Annotated in this window: 22 protein-coding genes and 1 other RNA gene; 6 read left to right on the plus strand and 17 right to left on the minus strand. The window is 56.6% G+C overall.

What is annotated here, in order from left to right:
* Positions 1-47: 47 nt before the first annotated feature.
* The 7 genes from gcvP to ACOTZC_RS10280 form a co-directional block, all read right to left on the minus strand.
* Positions 48-2,921 carry an aminomethyl-transferring glycine dehydrogenase gene (gcvP, locus tag ACOTZC_RS10250; RefSeq protein WP_421635755.1) on the minus strand — a complete coding sequence of 958 codons (2,874 nt, stop codon included), beginning with the start codon at positions 2,919-2,921 and terminating at the stop codon, positions 48-50.
* A gap of 124 nt (positions 2,922-3,045) precedes the next feature.
* Positions 3,046-3,435, minus strand: coding sequence for a glycine cleavage system protein GcvH (gene gcvH / locus ACOTZC_RS10255; protein WP_421635756.1), 390 nt, complete (start codon positions 3,433-3,435; stop codon positions 3,046-3,048).
* Positions 3,436-3,458: 23 nt separating this feature from the next.
* Positions 3,459-4,553 (minus strand): glycine cleavage system aminomethyltransferase GcvT, encoded by a 1,095-nt coding sequence (gcvT, locus tag ACOTZC_RS10260; protein WP_163354183.1) that lies wholly within the window; start codon positions 4,551-4,553, stop codon positions 3,459-3,461.
* 397 nt (positions 4,554-4,950) lie between these two features.
* On the minus strand, positions 4,951-6,153 hold the full coding sequence (gene ubiI, locus ACOTZC_RS10265) for an FAD-dependent 2-octaprenylphenol hydroxylase (RefSeq protein ID WP_045405024.1): 1,203 nt from the start codon (positions 6,151-6,153) through the stop codon (positions 4,951-4,953).
* Positions 6,154-6,165: 12 nt separating this feature from the next.
* A complete protein-coding gene (gene ubiH, locus ACOTZC_RS10270; protein WP_248193981.1) occupies positions 6,166-7,344 on the minus strand; it encodes a 2-octaprenyl-6-methoxyphenyl hydroxylase in 1,179 nt (392 codons plus the stop codon).
* Positions 7,341-8,654: a Xaa-Pro aminopeptidase gene (pepP, locus tag ACOTZC_RS10275; RefSeq protein ID WP_421635769.1), complete on the minus strand. Its 1,314-nt coding sequence runs from the start codon at positions 8,652-8,654 to the stop codon at positions 7,341-7,343. Before pepP ends, ubiH begins: the two co-directional genes overlap by 4 nt.
* Positions 8,655-8,685: 31 nt before the next feature.
* Positions 8,686-9,264, minus strand: a complete 579-nt coding sequence (locus ACOTZC_RS10280; protein ID WP_023333316.1) for a YecA family protein — start codon at positions 9,262-9,264, stop codon at positions 8,686-8,688.
* A 168-nt stretch (positions 9,265-9,432) separates the two neighbouring features.
* Here ACOTZC_RS10280 and zapA point away from each other — a divergent pair, with 168 nt between their 5' ends.
* The 3 genes from zapA to ACOTZC_RS10295 all read left to right on the plus strand — a co-directional run bounded on the left by zapA (position 9,433) and on the right by ACOTZC_RS10295 (position 10,608).
* Entirely contained in the window at positions 9,433-9,762 is a 330-nt protein-coding gene (gene zapA / locus ACOTZC_RS10285) for a cell division protein ZapA (RefSeq protein ID WP_006811891.1), read from the plus strand.
* Between the two features lie 41 nt (positions 9,763-9,803).
* Positions 9,804-9,987, plus strand: a non-coding RNA gene (gene ssrS / locus ACOTZC_RS10290) — 6S RNA.
* 24 nt (positions 9,988-10,011) lie between these two features.
* The gene (locus ACOTZC_RS10295; protein WP_126303075.1) at positions 10,012-10,608 is read left to right on the plus strand and encodes a 5-formyltetrahydrofolate cyclo-ligase; all 597 of its coding nucleotides are present in this window, start codon (positions 10,012-10,014) and stop codon (positions 10,606-10,608) included.
* Between the two features lie 96 nt (positions 10,609-10,704).
* Here the strand turns inward: ACOTZC_RS10295 and serA are convergent, their stop codons facing one another.
* Positions 10,705-11,937, minus strand: a complete 1,233-nt coding sequence (gene serA / locus ACOTZC_RS10300; RefSeq protein WP_023309113.1) for a phosphoglycerate dehydrogenase — start codon at positions 11,935-11,937, stop codon at positions 10,705-10,707.
* Between the two features lie 266 nt (positions 11,938-12,203).
* Complete coding sequence (rpiA, locus tag ACOTZC_RS10305) at positions 12,204-12,863, minus strand: ribose-5-phosphate isomerase RpiA (protein ID WP_014885151.1); 660 nt, start codon at positions 12,861-12,863, stop codon at positions 12,204-12,206.
* A gap of 127 nt (positions 12,864-12,990) precedes the next feature.
* Here rpiA and argP point away from each other — a divergent pair, with 127 nt between their 5' ends.
* Entirely contained in the window at positions 12,991-13,884 is an 894-nt protein-coding gene (gene argP, locus ACOTZC_RS10310) for a DNA-binding transcriptional regulator ArgP (protein WP_008499727.1), read from the plus strand.
* Positions 13,885-13,932: 48 nt separating this feature from the next.
* Here the strand turns inward: argP and ACOTZC_RS10315 are convergent, their stop codons facing one another.
* The 7 genes from ACOTZC_RS10315 to tkt form a co-directional block, all read right to left on the minus strand.
* Positions 13,933-14,673 (minus strand): oxidative stress defense protein, encoded by a 741-nt coding sequence (locus ACOTZC_RS10315; protein WP_023309114.1) that lies wholly within the window; start codon positions 14,671-14,673, stop codon positions 13,933-13,935.
* 91 nt (positions 14,674-14,764) lie between these two features.
* The gene (gene argO / locus ACOTZC_RS10320) at positions 14,765-15,400 is read right to left on the minus strand and encodes an arginine exporter ArgO (RefSeq protein WP_047173568.1); all 636 of its coding nucleotides are present in this window, start codon (positions 15,398-15,400) and stop codon (positions 14,765-14,767) included.
* Positions 15,401-15,543: 143 nt separating this feature from the next.
* Positions 15,544-16,398, minus strand: a complete 855-nt coding sequence (mscS, locus tag ACOTZC_RS10325; RefSeq protein WP_045355613.1) for a small-conductance mechanosensitive channel MscS — start codon at positions 16,396-16,398, stop codon at positions 15,544-15,546.
* 186 nt (positions 16,399-16,584) lie between these two features.
* The gene (gene fbaA / locus ACOTZC_RS10330; protein WP_045355614.1) at positions 16,585-17,664 is read right to left on the minus strand and encodes a class II fructose-bisphosphate aldolase; all 1,080 of its coding nucleotides are present in this window, start codon (positions 17,662-17,664) and stop codon (positions 16,585-16,587) included.
* 92 nt (positions 17,665-17,756) lie between these two features.
* Positions 17,757-18,920 carry a phosphoglycerate kinase gene (gene pgk / locus ACOTZC_RS10335; RefSeq protein WP_024906565.1) on the minus strand — a complete coding sequence of 388 codons (1,164 nt, stop codon included), beginning with the start codon at positions 18,918-18,920 and terminating at the stop codon, positions 17,757-17,759.
* A 49-nt stretch (positions 18,921-18,969) separates the two neighbouring features.
* On the minus strand, positions 18,970-19,989 hold the full coding sequence (gene epd / locus ACOTZC_RS10340) for an erythrose-4-phosphate dehydrogenase (protein WP_421635757.1): 1,020 nt from the start codon (positions 19,987-19,989) through the stop codon (positions 18,970-18,972).
* Positions 19,990-20,329: 340 nt separating this feature from the next.
* Positions 20,330-22,321: a transketolase gene (gene tkt, locus ACOTZC_RS10345; RefSeq protein ID WP_045355615.1), complete on the minus strand. Its 1,992-nt coding sequence runs from the start codon at positions 22,319-22,321 to the stop codon at positions 20,330-20,332.
* A 272-nt stretch (positions 22,322-22,593) separates the two neighbouring features.
* On the opposite strand from tkt, the gene ACOTZC_RS10350 reads away from it, so the two are divergent.
* Together ACOTZC_RS10350 and ACOTZC_RS10355 are read left to right on the plus strand one after the other, a co-directional pair.
* Complete coding sequence (locus ACOTZC_RS10350) at positions 22,594-23,352, plus strand: M48 family metallopeptidase (protein WP_021242066.1); 759 nt, start codon at positions 22,594-22,596, stop codon at positions 23,350-23,352.
* Positions 23,353-23,562: 210 nt separating this feature from the next.
* Positions 23,563-24,831 (plus strand): OprD family outer membrane porin, encoded by a 1,269-nt coding sequence (locus tag ACOTZC_RS10355; RefSeq protein WP_023309119.1) that lies wholly within the window; start codon positions 23,563-23,565, stop codon positions 24,829-24,831.
* A 52-nt stretch (positions 24,832-24,883) separates the two neighbouring features.
* Here ACOTZC_RS10355 and speB read toward each other — a convergent pair whose 3' ends face one another.
* A complete protein-coding gene (gene speB / locus ACOTZC_RS10360; RefSeq protein ID WP_014071686.1) occupies positions 24,884-25,804 on the minus strand; it encodes an agmatinase in 921 nt (306 codons plus the stop codon).
* Positions 25,805-25,826 lie beyond the last annotated feature (22 nt).

Here is a 25,826-nt window from a genome sequence, read left to right on the forward strand (position 1 = left end):
GGGTGGCGGCTTCGCCTTACCCGGCCTACGTTACTACACCAACAATATTACTGGTATTCGCTCATCGGCACGCAGGAGCAGAACAGGTTACGGTCGCCGTAGACGTCATCAAGACGCTTCACGGTCGGCCAGTATTTGTTTGCCACGCCTGCCGGGAAAACGGCCAGCTCGCGGGAATAGCCGTGGTTCCACTCGGAGACCATCTCATGCTGGGTATGCGGAGCGTTGACCAGCGGGTTATCTACCAGCGTCCATTCGCCGTCCTGCACGCGGTCGATCTCCATGCGGATGGCCAGCATCGCGTCGATAAAGCGGTCCAGCTCGGCCTTGCTTTCAGACTCGGTCGGCTCAACCATCAGCGTACCCGCAACCGGGAACGACATGGTTGGCGCATGGAAGCCGTAGTCGATCAGACGCTTGGCGATATCCAGCTCGCTAATGCCGGTTTGCTCTTTCAGCGGACGAATATCGAGGATGCACTCGTGCGCCACGCGACCGTCGCGGCCGGTATAGAGCACCGGGAAGGCGGACTTCAGGCGAGTCGCAATATAGTTGGCGTTGAGGATCGCCACCTGGCTCGCCTGCTTCAGCCCTTCCGCGCCCATCATGCGGATGTACATCCAGCTGATTGGCAGGATAGAGGCGCTACCGAACGGTGCCGCAGAGACCGCGCCCTGACGAGTCAGCATGCCTTCAATCTGCACAACGCTGTGGCCTGGGACAAACGGCGCCAGGTGCGCTTTCACGCCGATAGGACCCATGCCCGGGCCGCCACCGCCGTGAGGGATGCAGAAGGTTTTGTGCAGGTTCAGGTGCGACACATCCGCGCCGATAAAGCCCGGAGAGGTAATGCCCACCTGAGCGTTCATGTTCGCGCCGTCGAGGTAAACCTGACCGCCGAACTGGTGCACCACTTCGCACACTTCACGGATAGTCTCTTCGTACACGCCGTGGGTAGACGGGTAGGTCACCATGATGCATGAGAGCTTGTCGCCCGCCTGCTCGGCTTTCGCACGCAGGTCGACCAGATCGATGTTGCCGTTCTTATCGCAAGCAACGACCACCACTTCCATGCCCGCCATCTGGGCAGAGGCCGGGTTGGTACCGTGGGCAGAGCTTGGGATCAGGCAGATACCGCGGTGACCTTCGTTGCGGCTTTCGTGATAGTGACGGATCGCCAGCAGGCCCGCGTATTCGCCCTGCGCGCCGGAGTTTGGCTGCATGCAGAGCGCGTCATAACCGGTCAGCTTCACCAGCCAGTCGGAAAGCTGGTTGATCATCATATGATAACCTTCCGCCTGCTCTGGCGGGCAGAACGGGTGCAGCTCGGAGAATTCAGGCCAGGTGATCGGGATCATCTCTGCCGCGGCGTTCAGCTTCATGGTGCAGGAGCCCAGCGGGATCATCGCCTGGTTCAGCGCCAGATCCTTGCGCTCCAGAGAGTGCATATAGCGCATCATCTCGGTTTCGCTGTGATAGCGGTTAAACACCGGATGCGTCAGGATCGCATCGTTACGCAGCATGCTTTCCTGAATGGAGCGGCTGTCGAGCGCGACCTCTTTGTCGAGTGCGTCAATGTCCAGACCGTGCGCGTCACCCAGCAACACGCTGAACAGGTTCAGGATATCGTCGCGGGTGGTGCTTTCATCCAGCGTAATGCCGACGGCGTTGTGGATGTCGCTGCGCAGGTTGATCTCTGCTGCATTCGCGCGCGCCAGCACGGCCGCTTTGTCCGCCACTTCCACACACAGGGTGTCGAAGTAGTGAGCGTGGCGCAGCTTAAGGCCTTTCTGCTGCAGGCCGCAGGCCAGAATATCGGCCAGGCGGTGAATGCGGCTGGCAATGCGCTTCAGACCAGCCGGGCCGTGGAACACGGCGTACAGGCTGGCGATGTTTGCCAGCAGCACCTGTGAGGTACAGATGTTGGAGTTCGCTTTCTCGCGGCGGATGTGCTGCTCGCGGGTCTGCATCGCCATGCGCAGCGCGGTGTTACCGGCAGCGTCTTTTGAGACGCCGATAATACGGCCGGGCATGGAGCGTTTGAATTCATCTTTCGCGCCGAAGAACGCCGCGTGCGGGCCGCCGTAGCCCATCGGCACGCCGAAGCGTTGCGCTGAACCAAAGACAATATCCGCGCCCTGTTTGCCCGGTGCCGTCAGCAGCACCAGCGCCATAAAGTCGGCGGCAACGCTGACAACCACTTTGCGGGATTTCAGCTCGGCAATCAGCGCGCCGTAGTCGTGAACTTCACCGGTGGTGCCTACCTGCTGCAGCAGCACGCCGAAGACGTCCTGGTGATCCAGCACTTTGTCGGCGTCGTCGACGATCACGTCAAAGCCGAAGGTTTCCGCGCGAGTGCGCACCACGTCCAGCGTCTGGGGATGCACGTCCGCCGCCACGAAGAAGCGGTTGGCATTTTTCAGCTTGCTCACGCGCTTAGCCATCGCCATTGCTTCGGCGGCGGCGGTCGCTTCATCCAGCAGAGACGCGGAGGCAATATCCATACCGGTCAGATCCAGCGTCACCTGCTGGAAGTTCAGCAGCGCTTCCAGACGGCCCTGGGAGACTTCCGGCTGATACGGGGTGTAAGCGGTGTACCAGCCCGGGTTTTCCAGCATGTTGCGCAGGATAACCGGCGGCAACTGCACGTTGGTGTAGCCCATGCCAATGTAAGACTTATAGCGCTTGTTCAGGCCTGCGATAGCCTTCAGCTCCGCCAGCGCGGCGAATTCCGTGGTGGCTTCCCCCACCTGAGGCGGCGTGGCAAGCTGGATGTCTTTTGGCACAATCTGGCCGATCAGTGCGTTTAATGAATCCGCGCCAACTGTCTTCAGCATCTCCTGCTGTTGCTGAGCATCCGGCCCAATGTGACGTTCAATGAAGGCGCCACGGTTTTCAAGCTGGCTTAAAGTCTGTGTCATGAGCGATGGTTCCTGAAACGTGCAGTGAATTTAAGTTCCCTCTCCCTCTGGGAGAGGGTTAGGGCGAGGGGAAGATGGGCACCCTCGCCCCTGCCCTCTCCCGAAAGGAGAGGGGGATAAACGATTACTCGTCTTCTAACAGTGCTTCGTACGCGGTCGCATCCAGCAGCGCGGCAACCTGAGATTCGTCGCTGGCTTTGATCTTGAAGATCCAGCCGCCTTCATAAGGCTCGCTGTTCACCAACTCTGGCGAATCGCTCAGCGCGTCGTTGACGGCAACGATTTCGCCGCTCACAGGGGCATAGATGTCAGATGCCGCTTTTACGGACTCCGCCACGGCGCAGTCGTCGCCCGCGCTAACGGTCGTGCCCACGTCAGGCAGGTCAACAAACACCATGTCGCCCAGCAGCTCTTGCGCGTGCTCGGTGATCCCTGCGGTGTAAGTGCCGTCCGCCTCTTTGCGCAGCCACTCGTGTTCTTTGCTGTATTTCAGTTCTGCTGGCACATTACTCATTGAAGTTCTCCTGATAAAAATGATTAGGCGACCGGCTTACCGGCGCGAACAAAAATCGGTTTGGTCACGTTGACCGACATTTCGCGGTTGCGGATTTGCACCACCGCCGTTTCGCCAATGCCCGCCGGCACGCGTGCCAGTGCAATACTGTAGCCCAGCGTCGGGGAGAAGGTACCGCTGGTGATCACGCCTTCGCGAGGATTGCCGTCAGCATCGGTAAAGCGCACCGGCAGTTCACCGCGCAGCACGCCCTTCTCGGTCATCACCAGACCCACCAGCTGTTCAGTGCCCTTCTCGCGCTGCATCTCCAGCGCTTCACGGCCAATAAAGTCACGGTCAGCCGGTTCCCATGCAATGGTCCAGCCCATATTGGCGGCCAGCGGAGAGACGCCTTCGTCCATCTCCTGACCGTAGAGGTTCATCCCCGCTTCCAGACGCAGCGTATCACGCGCGCCCAGACCCGCAGGCTTCACGCCCGCTTCCACCAGCGCACGCCAGAAATCAGCGGCCTTCTCGTTCGGCATGGCAATTTCGTAGCCCGCTTCACCGGTGTAGCCGGTGGTGGCGATAAACAGATCGCCCGCCTGCACGCCGAAGAACGGCTTCATGCCTTCGGTTGCTTTGCGTTGCTCGTCGTTAAACAGAGACGCGGCTTTCGCCTGCGCGTTCGGCCCCTGTACGGCGATCAGCGACAGGTCGTCACGGACGGTGATGTCGATGGCATAAGGTTCGGCGTGTTGGGTGATCCAGGAGAGGTCTTTTTCGCGGGTGGCAGAGTTGACAACGAGGCGGAAGAAATCTTCAGTGAAGTAGTAGACGATAAGGTCATCAATCACGCCGCCCGAGGCATTCAGCATGCCGGTGTAGAGCGCTTTACCCGGCGTCTTCAGTTTGGCGACGTCATTTGCCAGCAGATAACGCAAAAACTCCCGGGTGCGGCTACCGCGCAGATCGACAATCGTCATGTGGGACACGTCGAACATACCGGCATCGGTGCGCACCGCGTGGTGCTCATCAATCTGCGAGCCGTAGTGCAGCGGCATCATCCAGCCATGGAAGTCCACCATGCGGGCGCCGCATAACACGTGTTGTTCGTACAAAGGAGTCTGTTGAGCCATCTTGTCCTCGTTGAAAAATTCACCGTGAAACCCGGTGTCGGCCCCGTTACCTGGCGCCGACGCAAACGTTCTCTTTTACCCGAACTTACCACCGAAACCGGCGGTTAACCATAAGGTAAAACGGGTCATTACATTAGCTTATGACCAAAAAACGCTAAAAAGCCTACAGAGTTATTCACTGGAAAAATGCGATTAACACCGCACAAAATTAACAATGATCTAACAGGATTTAGCACATGGTGATATTTCGTGCGGAAAAACGGGCCGAATTTCCGTAACATAAAATCTCGTAGATTAGATTTTCTAATGCGAAAAATGACGTGAAATTAGAATATTTCAAACGAGGGAATTTCCCCGGCGCAGAGGCCGGGAAAATAAAGTGTGACGGGGATCGAGATTAGCGTAACCAGTCGGGAAGATCGTTAAGACCCATCGCCTGGCGAAGAAGTTGAGGTTTGACGCCAGGAAGCGTATCAGCCAGTTTAAGACCAATATCGCGCAGCAGTTTTTTCGCCGGATTCGCGCCGGCAAACAGCTCGCGAAAGCCCTGCATGCCCGCCAGCATCATCGCCGCACTGTGCTTGCGGCTACGCTCGTAGCGACGCAGGTACAGATGCTGACCGATATCTTTGCCTTCGCGGTGCAGGCGACGCAGTTCCTCAACCAGCTCCGCCGCGTCCATAAAGCCAAGGTTGACGCCCTGCCCGGCCAGCGGATGAATGGTATGCGCCGCATCACCGACCAGCGCCAGACGGTGCGCCGCAAACTGACGCGCGTAGCGGCCGGTTAACGGGAACACCTGCCGCTCGCTTTCAAGGGCGCATAAGCCAAGGCGGTTATCAAACGCCATGCACAGCGCCTGGTTAAAGGCCTCCGGCGTCGCTTCGTGCATCTGCTGGGCTTTCTCCGGCACCAGGGACCAGACAATCGAGCACAGGTGCGGATCGGCAAGCGGCAGGAACGCCAGAATGCCGTCGTTGTGGAAAATCTGCCGCGCCACGCCGCCGTGCGGCTCCTCTGTTCGGATCGTTGCCACCAGAGCATGATGGCGGTAATCCCAGAAGGTCAGCGGGATATCGGCTTTGTTGCGCAGCCAGGAGTTCGCACCGTCAGCACCGACCACCAGACGCGCGGTCAGCATGTCGCCGCTCTGCAGGGTGATAAACGCCTCGTTTTCGCCCCATGCCACCTGCTGGATCTGCGCAGGCGCAATCAGGGTCACGTCACTGCACTGCTGTGCTTTCTGCCACAGCGCGTGGTGGATCACCGCGTTTTCGATGATATGGCCCAGATGGCTATAGCCCATGCTTTCATCATCAAAAGCAATATGACCAAAGCTGTCTTTATCCCACACTTCCATGCCGTGATAGCAGCTGGCGCGCTGCGCCACAATATCTGCCCAGACGCCAAGGTGCGTCAGCAATTTCTCGCTGGCGGCATTGATCGCCGAGACGCGGAGTTCCGGCGGAGCATCTGGCGCAACGGGCTGAGGCTGCTTTTGCTCCAGCACCGCCACGCGCAGGCCGCTGCCCTGTAAACCGCAGGCCAGCGCCAGTCCGACCATACCGCCGCCAACGATGGCGACATCAACATTTTGCACGGTGATAACTCCTTAACGCGCGACCCAACCAAGAGTCCGCTGCGCCAGCACGTCACGTGCCGGAATGAATAATTCCATCGCCATCAGCCCGAGGTTGCGACCTGCTACCAGCGGCGCCCAGCGATTGGCAAAGAGATGGACTAAGCCGTCGGTAACGCCGATTGTCGCCTCTTTATCGGCCTGACGTCGCTTCTGGTAATGGCTTAGCACCGAATAAGCGCCGCAATCTTTTTGCTCACCCCACGCCTGCGAAAGGGTTTCCGCCAGGCTCATGACATCCCGCAGGCCAAGGTTAAACCCTTGCCCCGCGATGGGGTGCAGCGTCTGCGCGGCATTACCGACAAGCGCCAGACGATGGGAGATGGACTGAGACGCTGTCGTCAGCGAAAGCGGGTAGACTGCCCGCTGGCCCGCATGGGTAATACGCCCCAGCCGCCAGCCAAAGGCCTTCTGCAGCTCGGTACAAAAACGTTCGTCTGACCAGGCTTTAACCTCTTCAGCCTTATCCTGCGGATGACACCAGACCAGGGAACAGCGCCCGTCCGACATCGGCAGCATCGCCAGCGGGCCATGCTGCGTAAAGCGTTCAAACGCCCTGCCGTGGTGTTCAGCTGCGGTAGAGACGTTGGCAATGACCGCAACCTGCCCGTAAGGCTGCTGACGCCACTCCACGCCGCACTGGGCGCCGAGCGATGAGCGCGAGCCGTCCGCGGCGACCAGAAGCTGGCCTTCAAGCACGGTGCCGTTTTCCAGCGTTACGCTGACCGACTCCTCGCTGCGGCTCACGCCGGCCACGCGCGCCGGACAATGCAGCGTGACGCCCGGCGCATCCTGGAGCAGGCGGAACAGACGCAATCCGACGTCGTGCAGCTCAACAACCTGACCCAGCGCGTCAATGCGGTAATCCTGCGCGTCCAGCGTGACAAAGCCAGCATGGCCGCGATCGCTTACGTGAACGGTTTTAATTGCCGTGGCGCGGTCAGCGATCGCCTGCCAGATGCCAATACGGGACAGCTGCTGGCAGGTACCCTGCGCCAGGGCAATAGCGCGGGAATCAAAACCGGGATGATTCTTTGCCTGCGGCGCGACGGCTTCCACCAGGTGCACCGCAAGCTGCCCCTTCGTCAAATGTGAAATGGCCAGCGCCAGCGTGGCCCCGGTCATGCCGCCGCCAACGATAATCACGCTCATGCGCGTGCCGCTGCCATCAGCGCCTCGATATCGTCAGCGTTTTTCACGACGCTCGCGGTCAGGTTTTCGTTACCGGTTTCGGTAATAACGATGTCATCTTCAATACGAATGCCAATCCCGCGGTACTCCTCAGGCACGTCGGCATCCGGCGCGATATACAGGCCTGGCTCCACGGTTAACACCATGCCCGGCTCCAGCACGCGCGAACGGTCGGCGCCGTACGCGCCAACGTCATGCACATCCAGCCCCAGCCAGTGGCTCAGGCCGTGCATGAAATACGGTCGATGCGCATTTTCAGCGATCAGAGTGTCGACCTCCCCTTTCAGGATCCCGACCCTGACCAGGCCGGTAATCATGATGCGCACCACTTCACCGGTCACTTCCTGCATGGAGGTTCCGGGACGATACAGCCTGAGCGCCGTCTCAAGCGACTCGAGAACGATGTCATAAATGGCGCGCTGTGCCGGTGAGAATTTACCGTTCACCGGGAAAGTACGGGTGATGTCCCCCGCGTAGCCCTGGTATTCGCAACCGGCGTCAATCAGCACCAGATCGCCGTCGCGCAGCGCGCTTTCGTTTTCGGTGTAGTGCAGAATGCAGCCGTTTTCTCCGCCGCCAACAATGGTGTTGTAGGAGGGATAACGCGCGCCGTGGCGGTTAAATTCGTGATGAATTTCGCCTTCCAGCTGGTATTCGAACAGCCCAGGACGGCACTTTTCCATGGCGCGGGTGTGCGCCAGGGCGCTGATTTCGCCCGCACGACGCATCAAATTCAGCTCTTCTTCAGACTTGAACAGGCGCATCTCATGCACCACCGGACGCCAGTCCGTCAGCGTGGCCGGCGCGGACAGGTTCTGCCGCGAGCCTTTGCGCAGCTTATCCAGCGCGGTGAAAACAATCTCATCGGCGTAGGCATATTCACCCTGCGCGTGATAGAGCACGTCGAGGCCGTTAAGCAGCTGATAGAGCTGCTGGTTGATTTCGCTAAACGCCAGCGCGCGGTCAACGCCCAGCTTCGCCGGTGCGGCCTCCTGGCCCAGGCGGCGGCCAAACCAGATTTCGGCTGTCAGATCGCGCACGCGGTTGAAAATCACGCTGTGGTTGTGGGTGTCATTGCTCTTAATCAGCACCAGCACCGCTTCCGGCTCGTTAAAGCCGGTGAAGTACCAGAAATCGCTGCTCTGGCGATAGGGATATTCGCTGTCGGCGCTGCGCGTAACTTCGGGCGCAGCAAAAATCAGCGCGGCGCTGCCCGGCTGCATTGTTGCCAGCAGCGCCTGACGGCGGCGCGAATACTCTTGACTCGAGATAACCATGACACCCTCCTGTGCGTTGTTTTTCTTAATGTAAGGTTGGCTTGCGGACTTCCGGCGCGGTCGGCTGAGAGCGCGTGAAGTTGTCGTGGCACAGCAGAGCCGCCACGCGCACGTACTCGATAATCTCTTCAAGAGACATTTCCAGCTCTTCCTGGTCTTCGTCTTCATCGTAGCCGAGCTGGGCGATGTTACGCAGGTCGTCGATCGCCTCACCCGCTTCGCCGGTCACTTTATCCAGTTTAGGCTGCGTCACGCCCAGCCCCAGCAGATAGTGGTTTACCCAGCCGGCCAGCGCATCGGCGCGATCGAACACGCTGACGTCGTCGCCTTCAGGCAGATAAAGCTGAAAAAGGAAGCCATCGTCTTCCAGCGAATCGCTGGTTGCAGCGTGCATTTTACGCAGCGCTTCCGCCAGCTCGTGACCAAACGCCAGCCCTTCATTCGTGAGGTCGTGGATCAGCGGCTGCCATGAGCTGTCGCTGTTTCCGCCGCACAGCATGCCACTGATCAGACCGTGCATTTCGGCAGGGGTTAAACCGATTCCCTGCTGGTTCAGTAACTGGTTTAAATCCTTGTAACCAGGCATTTCGTTCTGTATAGACATGAGCATTCGTCATCAAAGGGGGGAAGTTTCATGATATGCTACCACTTTGGACCCTGGTGATACCAGAAAAGGGCTTGTATCTTCACATCAGGGTAGCTATAGTGTCGCCCCTTCGCAGCCCCCGGGGCAGTAAGCGAAGGCAGCGCAGTCAATCAGCAGGAAGGTGGCATGTCTGCACAACCCGTCGATCTCCAGATTTTTGGCCGTTCACTGCGAGTGAATTGTCCACCTGAACAAAGGGATGCTTTGAATCAGGCAGCGGACGATTTGAATCAGCGGTTGCAAGATCTAAAAGAACGCACTAGAGTCACAAATACTGAGCAGCTGGTTTTCATCGCCGCGTTGAACATCAGCTATGAACTGACTCAGGAAAAAGCGAAGACCCGCGACTACGCGGCAAGCATGGAGCAGCGCATTAAAATGCTCCAGCAGACCATAGAACAGGCATTGCTTGATCAAGGTCGCAATCCCGAAAGACCGGGACCAAAGTTTGAATAACACTTCTCAGTTGACTATGGTAGAGTAACTGTGAAGACAAAATTTCTCTGAGATGTTCGCAAGCGGGCCAGTCCCCTGAGCCGATATTTCATACCACAAGAATGTGGCGCTCCATGGTTGGTGAGCATGCTCGGTCCGTCCGAGAAGCCTTAAAACCATGACGACACATTCACCTTGAACCAAGGGTTCAAGGGTTACAGCCTGCGGCGGCATCTCGGAGATTCCCTCTCTTTTCTTCTACCGACTACCATGACCCAATTCCCAGAAGTTTCTGCTTCACGCCAGGACATCCGTCAGTTAATTCGTCAGCGCCGCCGTGCGTTAACCGCCGATCAGCAAGCGCATTTTGCCCAGCAGGCCGCCGCCCGTATGATGGCGTATCCCCCTGTCGTGATGGCGCACACCGTTGCGCTGTTTCTGTCATTTGATGGAGAGCTGGATACCCAACCGCTGATAGAGCAGCTCTGGCGCGCCGGGAAGAAGGTCTATCTGCCGGTGCTGCACCCGTTCAGCGAAGGTAATTTGCTGTTTCTGCACTACCACCCGCACAGCGAACTGGTGGTGAATCGCCTGAAAATCACCGAACCGAAACTCGACGTGCGCGACGTGCTCCCGCTGTCACAGCTGGATGTGCTGATTACACCGCTGGTGGCGTTTGATGAACAGGGCCAGCGTTTAGGGATGGGCGGCGGTTTTTATGACCGGACGCTGCAAAACTGGCAGCAGTACGGGTTGCAGCCGGTGGGCTATGCGCATGATTGTCAGGGCGTGGAGGCGTTGCCGGTTGAGAAATGGGATGTGCCGTTGCCGGCAGTGGTGACGCCCAGCAAAATCTGGGTCTGGTAGAATAAAGCCGGGTGGCGCTTACGCTTACCCGGCCTACAAATACTCAGCGTAGGTTGGGTAAGGCGCAGCCGCCACCCGACACCACAAACCGCACTATCAGTACAGCAGACGCGCGCGAATCGTTCCCTGAATCGCCTTCATGCTCTGCAGCGCTTTTTCGGCCACATCGTCATCCGCTTCGATATCAATAACCACGTAGCCCATCTGCGAGTTCGTCTGCAGATACTGCGCGGCAATGTTGACGCCCTGCTCGGCAAAGATCTGGTTGATCGCGGTCAGCACGCCAGGACGGTTCTCGTGGATGTGCAGCAGACGTCGACCGCCGTGCAACGGCAGAGACACTTCCGGGAAGTTCACGGCAGAGAGCGTTGAACCGTTGTCGGAATATTTGCTCAGCTTACCCGCCACTTCCAGGCCGATATTTTCCTGCGCTTCCTGAGTCGAACCGCCAATGTGCGGCGTCAGAATCACGTTGTCGAACTCGCACAGCGGAGAGGTAAACGGATCGCTGTTGGTCGCAGGCTCCGTCGGGAAGACGTCGATGGCCGCGCCCGCCAGATGCTTACGCTTCAGCGCATCCGCCAGGGCCGGGATATCGACAACCGTGCCGCGCGCGGCGTTAATCAGCAGTGAGCCCGGCTTCATCAGCGCCAGCTCTTCCGCGCCCATCATGTTTTTGGTGGACGCATTTTCCGGCACGTGCAGGCTCACCACGTCGCTCATGTTCAGCAGGTCAGACAGGTGTTGAACCTGGGTCGCATTGCCCAGCGGCAGCTTGCTTTCGATATCATAGAAAAACACGTGCATGCCCAGGGATTCCGCCAGAATACCGAGCTGCGTACCGATGTGGCCGTAGCCGATAATCCCCAGTTTTTTACCACGCGCTTCATATGAGCCGGACGCCAGCTTGTTCCACACGCCGCGGTGCGCCTTGGCGTTCGCTTCAGGAATGCCGCGCAGCAGCAGCAGCAGTTCGCCGATCACCAGCTCCGCCACGGAACGGGTGTTGGAAAACGGGGCGTTGAAGACGGGAATACCGCGTTTGGCGGCAGCATTCAGGTCAACCTGGTTGGTACCGATGCAGAAGCAGCCGATAGCCACCAGCTTTTCCGCAGCGGCAATAACCTCTTCAGTCAGGTGAGTACGGGATCGCAGGCCAATGAAGTGGGCATCACGGATGGACGCTTTCAGCTCTTCGGTATCGAGCGCGCCTTTGTGAAATTCGATGTTGGTGTAACCTGCCGCACGAAGGCTATCGATTGCTTTTTGATGCACGCCCTCGACCAGCAGGAATTTAATCTTGTCTTTCTCCAGTGATACCTTTGCCATTTACCCGACCCTGTTTTTGTCTGAACTGATGTTGTGCTGGATATGAATCCGCTGTAGCCAACATATCAAAAAAAACTATTGCAGCAATATGAACGTTTGCGTCAGCACTCTGAAGAAAAGTCATACAGAGCAAAATGTCAGAGGAAAATGCTATGGAAATTTACAAACGCGGCAGGATCGGCAAAAGAGGCGGAAAAACGTGACACAAGTCACCGAATTTAGCTTTTCAAAAATTTTTTAGCGGGGGGAGGACTCCCCCCGTCAGATCATTTTACGATGGTTTTCACGCCGTCAGCGGTGCCAATCAGCGCCACATCCGCGCCACGGTTGGCGAATAGCCCTACGGTCACTACGCCTGGGATAGCATTGATAGCATTTTCCAGCGCAATCGCGTCGAGGATTTCCAGACCGTGAACGTCGAGGATCACGTTACCGTTATCGGTGACTACGCCCTGACGATACTCCGGACGACCGCCCAGCTTCACCAGCTGACGGGCAACCGCGCTACGGGCCATTGGGATCACTTCGACCGGCAGCGGGAAATTACCCAGAATGTCGACCTGCTTGGAGGCGTCCGCGATGCAGATAAACTTGTCCGCAACGGAGGCGATGATCTTCTCGCGCGTCAGCGCCGCGCCGCCGCCTTTGATCATCTGCATGTGGCCGTTGATTTCATCCGCGCCATCAACGTAAATCCCCAGACGATCCACTTCGTTGAGATCGAAAACGGTAATGCCGAGGCTTTTCAGCTTTTCCGTGGAAGCATCAGAGCTGGAAACCGCGCCCTCGATTTGCCCCTTCATCGTGCCCAGCGCATCGATAAAGTGTGCCGCGGTTGATCCCGTACCGACACCGACAATGGTACCCGGCTGCACGTACTGGAGAGCGGCCCATCCTACTGCTTTTTTCAGTTCATCCTGCGTCATGATCGTTTTGCCTGTGGTGTGAAAACTCAGGGCGCATTATAGAACACGTCGAATGGAATTCGTCTGCCACGAAGGGAAAATTGTGTCATAGTGCAGAATAAGCAAAATTAAGGAGCCAGCCAGAGCAATGAAACGTCCGGACTACAGAACACTACAGGCACTTGATGCAGTTATTCGTGAACGCGGTTTTGAGCGCGCGGCGCAAAAGCTTTGCATCACCCAGTCCGCCGTATCACAGCGTATTAAACAGCTTGAAAACATGTTCGGCCAGCCGCTGCTGGTGCGTACCGTGCCGCCACGTCCAACCGAGCAGGGGCAAAAGCTCCTCGCCCTGCTGCGCCAGGTTGAACTGCTGGAAGACGAGTGGCTGGGTGACGAACAAACGGGCTCTACGCCGCTGCTGCTCTCTCTGGCGGTCAACGCCGACAGCCTGGCAACCTGGCTGCTGCCGGCCCTTGCGCCGGTATTAGCGGACTCCCCTATCCGCCTGAATTTACAGGTTGAGGATGAAACCCGTACCCAGGAACGCCTGCGTCGCGGTGAAGTGGTTGGGGCGGTCAGTATCCAGCCTCAGGCCTTGCCAAGCTGTCTTGTCGATCAGCTGGGCGCGCTGGACTATCTGTTTGTGGGTTCAAAAGCCTTTGCCGAGCGCTACTTCCCGAACGGCGTCACCCGCGCCGCGCTGCTGAAAGCCCCTGCCGTGGCGTTCGACCATCTGGATGATATGCATCAGGCGTTCCTGCAGCAAAACTTCGATCTGCCACCGGGCAGCGTGCCGTGCCATATCGTCAACTCGTCTGAGGCCTTTGTGCAGCTTGCGCGTCAGGGCACCACCTGCTGCATGATCCCGCATCTGCAGATTGAGAAAGAGTTAAAAAGCGGTGAGCTGATTGACCTGACGCCGGGGCTGTATCAGCGCCGGATGCTCTACTGGCACCGGTTTGCGCCGGAAAGCCGCATGATGCGCAACGTCACCGACGCGCTGCTGGCGTACGGGCACAAGGTGTTGAGACAGGATTAATCGCTTGAATTCCCTCTCCCTGCGGGAGAGGGTTAGGGTGAGGGCAAATTACTGCGCCTTAGCCGCCTCAGTTTGCTGAGTTTGAGTTGGCTCCAGCTGGAACACCACATCCACCTGATCGTCAAACTGAATGGTCGGCTGCTCGTATGTTTCCTGAGCAGACACCGGGGCTGCATCAGCCTTCATCATCCGTACCATCGGGCTTGGCTGGTAGTTAGAGACGTGGTAACGCACGCTGTAAACCGGGCCGAGCTTGCTCTTAAAGCCAGAAGCCAGCTGTTCCGCCTGGTGAATGGCATCATCAATCGCCGCTTTACGCGCTTCGTCTTTGTATTTTTCCGGTTGCGCAACGCCCAGCGATACGGAACGAATTTCGTTCAGACCCGCCTTCAGCGCGCCATCCAACAGCGAGTTAAGCTTATCCAGCTGACGCACGGTCACTTCGACGGTACGCACGGCACGGTAGCCTTTCAGGATGCTTTTACCATTCTGGTAGTCATAATCGGGTTGAGTACGCAGATTCGCGGAGTTGATATCTTTTTTACCGACACCGTTCTGCTCAAGGAAAGAGAGGTATTGCGCAACACGATCGTCAGCCTGCTTCTTGGCAGATGCCGCATCTTTCGCAGACACATTGACTTCAATTGCCAGCGTTGCGACATCAGGTACCGCGTCCACGCTTGCGGTGCCTGAAGTGACGATGTGCGGGCCATCCGGCAGTTCACTTGCCTGCACCGACACCGCACCAAAACTTACTAATGCCGCCAGGGCCATCACCTTAAACTTCACTGTTATTCCTCCATGTTGCGAAGAGTGCCCATTAACAGGGCGCATGCCAGCAAGCTTAGCGGGTCTTGTTCAGTTGTCCATAAGACAAGGATTAGTTGAACAATTCCTGAACGTGGTGAATCCCCTCTTTTGCCAGCTGAAAGGCTATAAACCACATCACCAGCCCTACCAGAGTGTTGATGATGCGCTGGGCTTTGGCCGTACGCAGACGAGGAGCCAGCCATGCAGCCAGAATGGCGAGGCCGAAGAACCAGAGGAAAGAGGCGCTAACCGTACCCAGCGCAAACCAGCGTTTCGGCTCAACGTCCAGCTGCCCGCCGAGGCTGCCCAGCACCACGAAGGTGTCCAGATAAACATGCGGATTAAGCCAGGTGACCGCCAGCATAGTAACGATAATCTTCCAGCGGCCCTGCTTCATGACTTCCGCGCTCGCCAGTTCGAGGTTGCTGCTCATCGCCGTTTTCAGGGCACCAAAACCGTACCAGAGCAGAAACGCCACGCCGCCCCAGGTGACCAGCGCCAGCAGCCAGGAAGACTGCATGAGCAATGCGCTGCCGCCAAAAATCCCGGCACAGATCAGCAGTAAATCGCTTACCGCACACAGCAGGGCAATCATCAGATGATACTGGCGGCGAATGCCCTGGTTCATCACAAACGCATTTTGCGGGCCAAGGGGAAGGATCATGGCTGCACCTAAGGCAAGCCCTTGAAAATAATAAGATAACATAACGAAATTCTCACAGTATTGTTCTTGAAGGAGACTATACTGCGCGAATTACATTAGAGGAAATGGATAATATTAATTGGGGATTAGCAGTACTTATAAAAATAAAGCCCGGTGGCGCTGGCGCTTACCGGGCCTGCGAGAAGTTATTCGGCTTCTTTGACTTTTTTGACGTTTACGTCCATCTGAGGGTACGGGAAGCTGATGCCGTTGGCATCGAAGTCGCGCTTAATGCGCTCCAGCACGTCCCAGTACACGTTTTGCAGATCGCTGCTTTTGCTCCAGATACGCACCACGAAGTTAATGGAGGACGCGCCCAGTTCGTTGAGGCGAACCGTCTGCTCTTTATCTTTCAGAATACGATCGTCTGAGGCGATGATGTTGCTAATTAGCGACTTCACCTGATCGATGTCGGAGTCGTACGCCACGCTGATAATCAGTTCGTTACGACGCACCGGCTCACGGGAGAAGTTAATGATGTTGCCCGCGATGATTTTCCCGTTCGGCACGACCACGATGCGGCCATCGACGGTGCGCATGGTCGTTGAGAAAATTTGTACCTGCAGCACGGTTCCGGCAATGCCGCCAAGGTCAACGTACTCGCCGGAGCGGAACGGACGGAAGGTCACCAGCAGAACGCCTGCCGCCAGGTTTGAAAGCGAGCCCTGCAGCGCCAGACCAATAGCCAGACCGGCGGCACCGAGAACGGCGATGACAGAAGCGGTCTGCACGCCCACACGGCCCAGCGCCGCAATCAGCGTAAAGGCGATAATGCCGTAGCGCACCAGTGCGGAGAGGAAGTCAGCCACCGTGGCGTCAATGTGACGGGCCAGCATTACGCGATTAACCGCGTTCGATACGATACGCGCCACAATCATCCCGATGATGATAATGGCAATCGCCGCGACGATGTTCACGGCATAGCTCAGCAGCAGCGCCTGGTTGCGCACCAGCCAGTTACCGGCGTTATTGATGCTGTCTACAACATCGAGTTGTTCCATTTATTCTTCCTTTTGTTAAACCAAAACACAAAATCCATCCCCCATGGAGACAGGCAGGTCCGTAAAGGGTAAACAAAAAGCGTAAGCATTGCCAAACAGATCACAAAAATCGGCCTGGCAGGGTATTGAAAAAGCATAAAAAAAGGCCCGCATTTGCGGGCCTTCTGATGCTGTTAGCAGCTCAAATTACAGAACGTCAACCGCGTTCAGCTCTTTGAATGCCTGCTCCAGACGAGTGATCATAGAAGTCTGGGCAGCGCGCAGCCATACGCGTGGATCGTAGTATTTCTTGTTCGGCTGGTCTTCGCCTTTCGGGTTGCCCAGCTGGCCCTGCAGGTAAGCTTCGTTCGCTTTGTAGTACTGCAGGATACCATCCCAGGTTGCCCACTGGGTGTCGGTATCGATGTTCATTTTCACTACGCCGTAGCTTACGGAGTCTTTGATTTCCTGAGCAGAAGAACCGGAACCGCCGTGGAAGACGAAGTTCAGGCTGTTGTGCGGCAGGTTGTGTTTCTTAGAAACGTATTCCTGAGAATCACGCAGGATGGTTGGGGTCAGAACCACGTTACCTGGTTTGTAAACGCCGTGGACGTTACCGAAGGACGCTGCGATGGTGAAGCGTGGGCTGATTTTGCTCAGCTCGGTGTAAGCGTAATCAACGTCTTCTGGCTGGGTGTACAGTGCAGAAGCGTCCATGTGGCTGTTGTCCACGCCGTCTTCTTCACCACCGGTGCAACCCAGTTCGATTTCCAGGGTCATGTCCATTTTGGCCATGCGCGCCAGGTATTTGGAGCAGATTTCGATGTTTTCGTGCAGTGACTCTTCAGACAGGTCGATCATGTGAGAAGAGAACAGTGGCTTACCGGTAGCCGCGAAGTGTTTTTCACCCGCGTCCAGCAGACCGTCGATCCACGGCAGCAGTTTCTTCGCGCAGTGGTCAGTGTGCAGGATAACTGGAACACCGTAGTGCTCAGCCATCTGGTGTACGTGGTGCGCACCAGAGATAGCGCCCAGGATTGCAGCACCCTGAGGAATGTCAGTTTTCACGCCTTTACCTGCGATGAACGCAGCGCCGCCGTTAGAGAACTGAACGATAACCGGTGCTTTAACTTTTGCAGCGGTTTCCAGTACGGCATTGATGGAGTCGGTACCCACGCAGTTCACTGCTGGCAGAGCGAAGTTGTTTTCTTTAGCTACCTGGAACACTTTCTGTACGTCATCACCAGTGATAACGCCAGGTTTTACGAAATCAAAAATTTTAGACATGTTGCTTAGTCCTGTATCTTCGGCCGTTAGAAAAGGTGCGAGCTCTTAAAAGCGCGCTGAAAATTGGGCAGGTTTCCCTGCCCTTGAATGGCTTACTTCTTAGCGCGCTCTTCGAGCATTGCTACTGCTGGCAGTACTTTGCCTTCCACGAATTCGAGGAATGCGCCGCCACCAGTGGAGATGTAGGAGATCTTGTCAGCGATACCGAACAGGTCGATTGCTGCCAGGGTGTCACCACCGCCTGCGATAGAGAACGCTTCGCTGTCTGCGATAGCGTTAGCAACGATTTCAGTCCCTTTGCGGAAGTTCGGGAATTCGAACACGCCAACCGGACCGTTCCACAGGATAGTTTTTGCGTTTTTGAGGATTTCAGCCAGTTTCTGTGCAGAAACGTCGCCCAGATCCAGAATCTGCTCTTCGTCTTTGATGTCGTTTACAGATTTCAGGGTCGCGGTTGCGGTTTCGGAGAACTCGGTCGCTACGCGAACGTCAGTTGGAACCGGGATATCGCAGGTGCTCAGCAGGCGTTTGGCTTCGTCAACCAGGTCTGCTTCGTACAGGGATTTACCGACGTTGTGGCCCTGAGCGGCAACGAAGGTGTTCGCGATACCACCGCCAACGATCAGCTGGTCAGCGATTTTAGACAGGGAATCCAGAACGGTCAGTTTGGTGGAAACTTTAGAACCACCAACGATAGCGACCATCGGACGAGCAGGTTCTTTCAGTGCTTTACCCAGCGCTTCCAGTTCGTCAGCCAGCAGAGGACCGGCACACGCTACGTCTGCGAATTTACCGATACCGTGGGTAGACGCCTGAGCACGGTGCGCCGTACCGAAGGCATCCATCACGAATACGTCGCACAGTGCAGCGTATTTTTTGGACAGGGTTTCGTCGTCTTTCTTCTCGCCTTTGTTGAAGCGAACGTTTTCCAGAACAACCAGTTCACCGGCTGCAACGTCAACGCCGTCCAGGTAATCTTTCACCAGGCGAACCGGGTTGGACAGTTTGTCTTTCAGGTAATTAACCACTGGCAGCAGAGAGAACTCTTCGTTGTACTCGCCTTCAGTTGGACGACCCAGGTGGGAGGTGACCATCACTTTCGCGCCCTGCTTCAGAGCCAGCTCGATGGTTGGCAGAGATGCACGGATACGCGCGTCGCTGGTCACTTTGCCATCTTTAACCGGTACGTTCAGATCGGCACGGATGAAAACGCGTTTACCAGCCAGATCCAGATCGGTCATCTTAATTACAGACATGGTGAATCCTCTCGTTGATTCTTAAAGTTTTGCAGACGCACGATGCGTCTTACCTGAAACCTTGAGCAGCCATTGCCAACGTGGTGTCGAGCATTCGGTTAGCAAAGCCCCATTCGTTATCACACCAGACCAGCGTCTTGATAAGGTGTGCGCCACTGACCCTCGTTTGCGTGCCATCGACGATGGCGCTGTGTGGGTCGTGGTTAAAATCTACTGAGACCAACAGTAATTCCGTATAGTCAACTATACCATGAAATGCCCCCTGTGCCGCTTTTTGCAGCAACAGGTTGACTTCACAGGCTTTTACCGGTTTTTTCACCGTTACGCTAAGGTCGATTGCGGTGACGTTGATTGTTGGGACGCGCACGGCAATCGCTTCAAAACGGTCATTGAACTGCGGAAAAATTCGGGTGATCCCTGCCGCCAGTTTCGTATCCACCGGAATGATTGACTGGCTCGCTGCACGCGTGCGCCGTAAATCCGGGTGGTAAGCGTCAATGACCTGCTGATCGTGCATGGCGGAGTGAATCGTGGTCACGGTACCGGACTCAATGCCATACGCATCGTCTAACAGTTTGATGACCGGAATAATGCAGTTGGTGGTACAGGAGGCGTTGGAAACAATGCGGTGTTCGGCCTGCAGCTCATGCTGGTTGACGCCAAACACGACGGTCGCGTCGAGGTCGTTACTGCCGGGATGAGAAAACAGGACTTTTTTCGCGCCTGCAGCAAGATGCGCTTCGCCATGTTCACGGTTGCCGTACATGCCGGTACAGTCAAGCACCACATCCACACCCAGTTCACGCCAGGGTAGCCCGGAGATGCTGTTCTCATGCAGCACGCGAATAGCGTCGTCACCAACAAAAAGTCGATCTCTTTCCTGGCGTACGTCCCAGGCAAAGCGTCCGTGGCTGGTGTCATATTTCAACAAATGCGCCATGCCCGTAGCATCCGCCAGTTCATTGATTGCCACCACGGTTATTTCCGCCCGACGTCCGGATTCATATAAAGCACGAACCACGTTACGTCCGATGCGACCGAAGCCATTAATCGCTACGCGTACGGTCATAGATCTCCTGCAAAGCAATCCCTGAGTTTGAGGTGGCTGAAAGAGTAATCCAGCTACGCCCGAAGGGGAATCCTTGCTGTCACAAACTGCGATTGATTGGTCAATTGTCGAACATTTAATCGACTGAAACGCTTCAGCAAGAATAAGCGAATCGGGGAATAAAAGGAATGTCTGTCCAGATGAATAAGCGCGCTATATGACTTGCGTCACATTTTAAGTGGAATAATGGCGGCAAGGTAAAAGCAAAACGGTAACCGAGAGGTTACCGTTTTTTAGTGTTTGCACCCTCTCCCGTGGGAGAGGGCTCGGGTGAGGGCATCAGCCCGCACCCTACAAACGATTACAGCAGTTCTTTCGCTTTCGCGACAACGTTCTCAACGGTGAAGCCGAACTCTTCGAACAGCTGTTCTGCAGGAGCAGATTCACCGAAGGTGGTCATACCGACGATGGCACCGTTCAGGCCCACGTATTTGAACCAGTAGTCAGCGATACCCGCTTCCACTGCCACGCGAGCGGAAACCGCTTTAGGCAGCACGGATTCACGGTAAGCGGCATCCTGCTTGTCGAACGCGTCGGTAGACGGCATGGAGACCACGCGCGCCTTCACGCCTTCGGCAGTCAGTTTTTCCCACGCTGCAACCGCCAGTTCAACTTCAGAACCGGTGGCGATGAAGATCAGCTCCGGCTGGCCCGCGCAATCTTTCAGCACGTAACCACCGCGAGCGATATTCGCCAGCTGCTCTGGAGTACGCTCCTGCTGTGCCAGGTTCTGACGGGAGAGGATCAGCGCGGTTGGACCGTCCTGACGCTCAACGCCGTATTTCCACGCCACCGCGGATTCAACCTGGTCACATGGACGCCATGTGCTCATGTTCGGGGTCACGCGCAGGGAAGCCACCTGCTCTACCGGCTGGTGAGTTGGACCATCTTCGCCCAGACCGATGGAGTCGTGGGTGTAGACCATCACCTGACGCTGTTTCATCAGCGCGGCCATACGCACGGCGTTACGTGCGTATTCAACGAACATCAGGAAGGTAGAGGTGTACGGCAGGAAACCACCGTGCAGGGAGATACCGTTGGCAATCGCGGTCATACCGAATTCACGTACACCGTAATGGATGTAGTTACCGGCAGTATCTTCGTTGATTGGCTTAGAACCAGACCACAGGGTCAGGTTAGATGGCGCCAGGTCAGCGGAGCCGCCCAGGAATTCTGGCAGCCATGGGCCGAACGCTTCAATCGCATTCTGAGACGCTTTACGGCTCGCGATTTTAGACGGGTTCGCCTGCAGCTTAGCGATAAACTCGTTCGCTTTCGCGTCGAAGTCAGACGGCATGTCACCTTTCATACGACGGGTGAATTCAGCCGCTTCCTGCGGGAAGGCTTTCGCGTAAGCAGCGAACTTCTCGTTCCAGGCCGCTTCTTTCGCCTGACCTACTTCTTTTGCATCCCACTGAGCGTAGATCTCTGATGGGATTTCAAATGCAGGGTGTTTCCAGCCCAGCGCTTCGCGGGTCAGCGCGATTTCCGCATCGCCCAGCGGCGCGCCGTGGGAGTCGTGCGTACCCGCTTTGTTCGGTGAACCGAAGCCGATGATGGTTTTGCACATCAGCAGGGACGGTTTGTCCGTCACAGCGCGCGCTTCTTCCACTGCACGTTTAATCGAGTCAGCATCGTGACCATCAACGCCACGCACAACGTGCCAGCCGTAGGCTTCGAAACGTGCTGCGGTGTCGTCGGTGAACCAGCCTTCAACGTGACCGTCGATGGAGATACCGTTGTCGTCATAGAACGCAACCAGTTTACCCAGCTTCAGGGTACCTGCCAGGGAGCACACTTCGTGAGAAATGCCTTCCATCATGCAGCCGTCGCCCATGAACGCGTAGGTGAAGTGGTCAACGATGTCGTGACCAGGACGGTTGAACTGCGCCGCCAGGGTCTTCTCAGCAATCGCCATACCCACAGCGTTAGCAATACCCTGACCCAGCGGGCCGGTGGTGGTTTCTACGCCAGCGGTGTAGCCCACTTCCGGGTGACCTGGAGTTTTGGAGTGCAGCTGACGGAAGTTTTTCAGCTCTTCAATTGGCAGATCGTAGCCGGTGAGGTGCAGCAGGCTATAGATCAGCATAGAGCCGTGGCCGTTGGACAGCACGAAGCGGTCGCGGTCAGCCCATGACGGGTTCTGCGGGTTGTGGTTCAGGAAATCACGCCACAGGACTTCGGCGATATCAGCCATACCCATAGGGGCCCCTGGGTGGCCGGATTTGGCTTTCTGTACTGCGTCCATGCTCAGCGCACGAATAGCATTAGCAAGCTCTTTACGTGAGGACATTTTAACTCCAGATCGGACTGTTAAAGGCCATGCCCTTGACGACAGCGCGTTTTGGGCTACGCCGGAAAAAAGTGCCAACAATGTAACCCAAGCCGCAAGTCATGTACATGGAGCATTCTTTTGCTTGTTAAGAAATCTCTGGATCATGCTCGCATGTTGCGCAATCTGCTCGCCCGGCCCTGCAGATATTCCTTATACTTAGCCCGACACCGGCTTCGCTGACGGTGCCCTTTTCGGATTTTATTCAGTTTAACGAGTACGGAAGCAACCTCATGAAAATGCGTGCAATAGTGCTGGCCCTGGGTACAACGCTCCTGCTGAGCGGCTGTCAGAATATGGATTCTAACGGTCTGATGACGTCAGGCGCAGAGGCCTTTCAGGCCTATTCCCTGAGCGATGCGCAGGTGAAAGCGCTGAGCGACCAGGCCTGTAAAGATATGGACGGAAAAGCCACGCTTGCGCCGGCTAACAGTACCTACACGCAGCGTCTGAATAAGATTGCTTCCGCGCTGGGCGACAACATCAACGGCCAGCCGGTGAACTACAAGGTGTACATGGCGAAAGACGTGAACGCCTTCGCGATGGCGAACGGCTGTATCCGCGTCTATAGCGGACTGATGGACATGATGACCGACAACGAAGTGGAAGCGGTGATCGGCCACGAAATGGGCCACGTTGCCCTGGGCCACGTGAAGAAAGGGATGCAGGTTGCCCTGGGCACCAATGCCATCCGCGCAGCGGCGGCCTCAGCGGGCGGTATCGTTGGCAGCCTGTCGCAGTCACAGCTTGGCGACGTGGGTGAAAAGCTGGTTAACTCTCAGTTCTCACAGCGTCAGGAGTCCGAGGCGGATGACTACTCATACGATCTGTTGCGCAAACGCGGCATTAATCCTTCAGGCTTAGCCACCAGCTTCGAAAAACTGGCCAAGCTGGAAGCCGGACGCCAAAGCTCCATGTTTGACGATCACCCGGCCTCAGAAGAACGCGCACAGCATATTCGCGACCGTATGGCCGCAGACGGAATTAAATAATTTCAGAAGGAGGCAATTTTGCCTCCTTTTTATTTCGCATGAATTGTTAACTTAACAGCACGTATCGATAACACCCCTGAAAGCCCCGCCAAATCTGCCCTATCGCATTGAAATGTCTGGTCACATAATTATTGCAAAGGTCTCTTTTTCCGGTAATTATCACGCCCGCAGTTATTCAAATTACTATATCCAGACAGAGACGTTCCCTCCGTGAAAAAAGAATTATCATTAATTGCTTTAAGCTTATTTGCCGCATTACCTGCCGCTGCAAGCCAGCAATCCGACAGCCAGGGTTTTATTGACGACAGCCATCTGGACCTGTTTTTACGCAATGCGTATATCAGCCGCGATTACCATCAGGGCCAGCAGGACAAAGCCGAGTGGGGTCAGGGGATCATTGCCACGTTTGCATCCGGCTATACCGAAGGGCTGGTGGGCTTTGGCGTGGACGGTATTGCTCAATACGGCGTGCGCCTGGACGGCGGCCGTGGCAAGAGCGGCGCGGGCGGCATCGACTTCTTTAAGCAGGAAGATGACGGCCGGGCAAAATCCGATCTGGCAAAGTTTGGCGCCACCGCCAAAATGCGCATCTCGAATACCGTACTGAGCTACGGGAATCAGCGCCCTGAGCTGCCCATCGTGAATGCCGACAGCTCCCGCCTGCTGTTTGAAAGCTATACCGGCACCATGCTGACCTCAAAAGAGATCGACGGTCTGGAAGTCAACGCTGGTTACTTCACCGACGAGCAGCGTAAAAGCGATGACCGCCACGACAGCGGGCTGAAGAGCCTCTCCTTCGGCGGTGCGAGCTATCAGTTTAACGACCAGTTCAGCGGCGCGCTGTACGCCTCTCATAATGAAGAGGTAATGAACAAGCAATACCTGGGCATGAACTTCAAACAGCCGTTCAGCACCGGGCAGCAGCTGGTACTCGACTTCAACGGCTATAACTCCCGTCTGGACCAGGGTTACGCGGACAGCCTCGACACGGGCCGCAGCAACACCATCTGGAGCCTGGCGGCGAGCTACATCTGGGACATTCACACGTTCAAAGTGGCGTACCAGCAGAGCAGCGGCAGCACCGGCTACAACTACGGCGGCTATCGCGACAAGGGCGGCGTGGGTGATGGCGGTAACACCATCTGGCTGGCGAACTCCTACTGGTCTGATTTTAATGGCGAAGATGAACGTTCCTGGCAGGCATCCTACGGTCTGGACTTTGCCGGCCTTGGCTTACCGGGCCTGAGCTGGACCACCGCCTACGTGCGCGGCGATAACATCAAAACCTCTGAAACCAGCAACGGCAAAGAGCACGAGTGGTTTAACCAGATCCAGTACCAGGTGCAGGATGGTCCGGCGAAGGATCTGAAGCTGAAACTGCGCTACTCCGTCCTGCGCGTCTCCAGCAACGCCAGCGAGTACAACGTGGGCGGGGACGAGATCCGCGCTTACGTGGAATACCCGTTTAACGTGTTCTAAAGGCAATAAAAAACCTCTCAGTAGAGAGGTTTTTTTTCACGCAAGGCGAGGCTTATTCGCCTTTTTTGGCTGCCTGAATATAGAGCATTTCCAGCGCCAGAGTCGCTGCGGCCAGCGCGGTGATCTCGGACTGGTCGTACGCAGGCGCCACTTCCACCACGTCCATCCCGACAATGTTCAGATCCTTCAGGCCGCGCACCAGCTTAATGGCACGATCTGAGGTCAAACCGCCGATGACCGGCGTACCGGTGCCCGGTGCAAATGCCGGATCCAGACAGTCGATGTCGAAGGTCAGATACACGGGCATATCACCCACGATCTGCTTCACCTGAGCGATGATGTCGTCGACGCCGCGATCGTTAACCTGGCCCGCATCCAGCACGGTGAAACCGTTGTCTTTGTCGAACTCGGTGCGAATACCGATCTGCACCGAGTGGTTCGGGTCGATCAGACCTTCGTTCGGCGCGGTGAAGAACATTGTGCCGTGGTCGAACTCGCAGCCGTTCGCGTAGGTGTCGGTATGCGCATCGAAGTGCACCAGCGCCATTTTACCGAAGTGCTTCGCGTGGGCGCGCAGCAGCGGCAGGGTCACGAAGTGGTCGCCGCCGAAGGAGAGCATGCGCTTACCGGCGGCCAGCAGCTTCTCGGCGTGGGCCTGCAGCTTTTCGCTCATCTCACGCGCGTCGCCGAAGGCATACACCAGGTCACCGCAGTCCACCACGTTCAGGCGCTCGCGCATGTCGAAGTTCCACGGGAAGCGGTTGTGCTCCCAGGCCAGGTTAGTGGAAACCTGACGGATCGCCGCCGGGCCGTGACGACCACCCGCGCGGCCAGATGTCGCCATATCGAACGGCACGCCGGTGATCACCCAGTCAGCGTCGCTGTCGTACGGCTGGAAGTTCATCGGAAGGCGTAAAAAACCAAACGCGTTAGATACCAGAGAGTTATCGTACTGATGACCTAAAGTGCTCATGTCCTGACCTCTTTTAAAGTCG

It is taken from the genome of Enterobacter cloacae complex sp. SHL009 (assembly GCF_049237205.1).
Taxonomy (GTDB): domain Bacteria; phylum Pseudomonadota; class Gammaproteobacteria; order Enterobacterales; family Enterobacteriaceae; genus Enterobacter; species Enterobacter cloacae_M.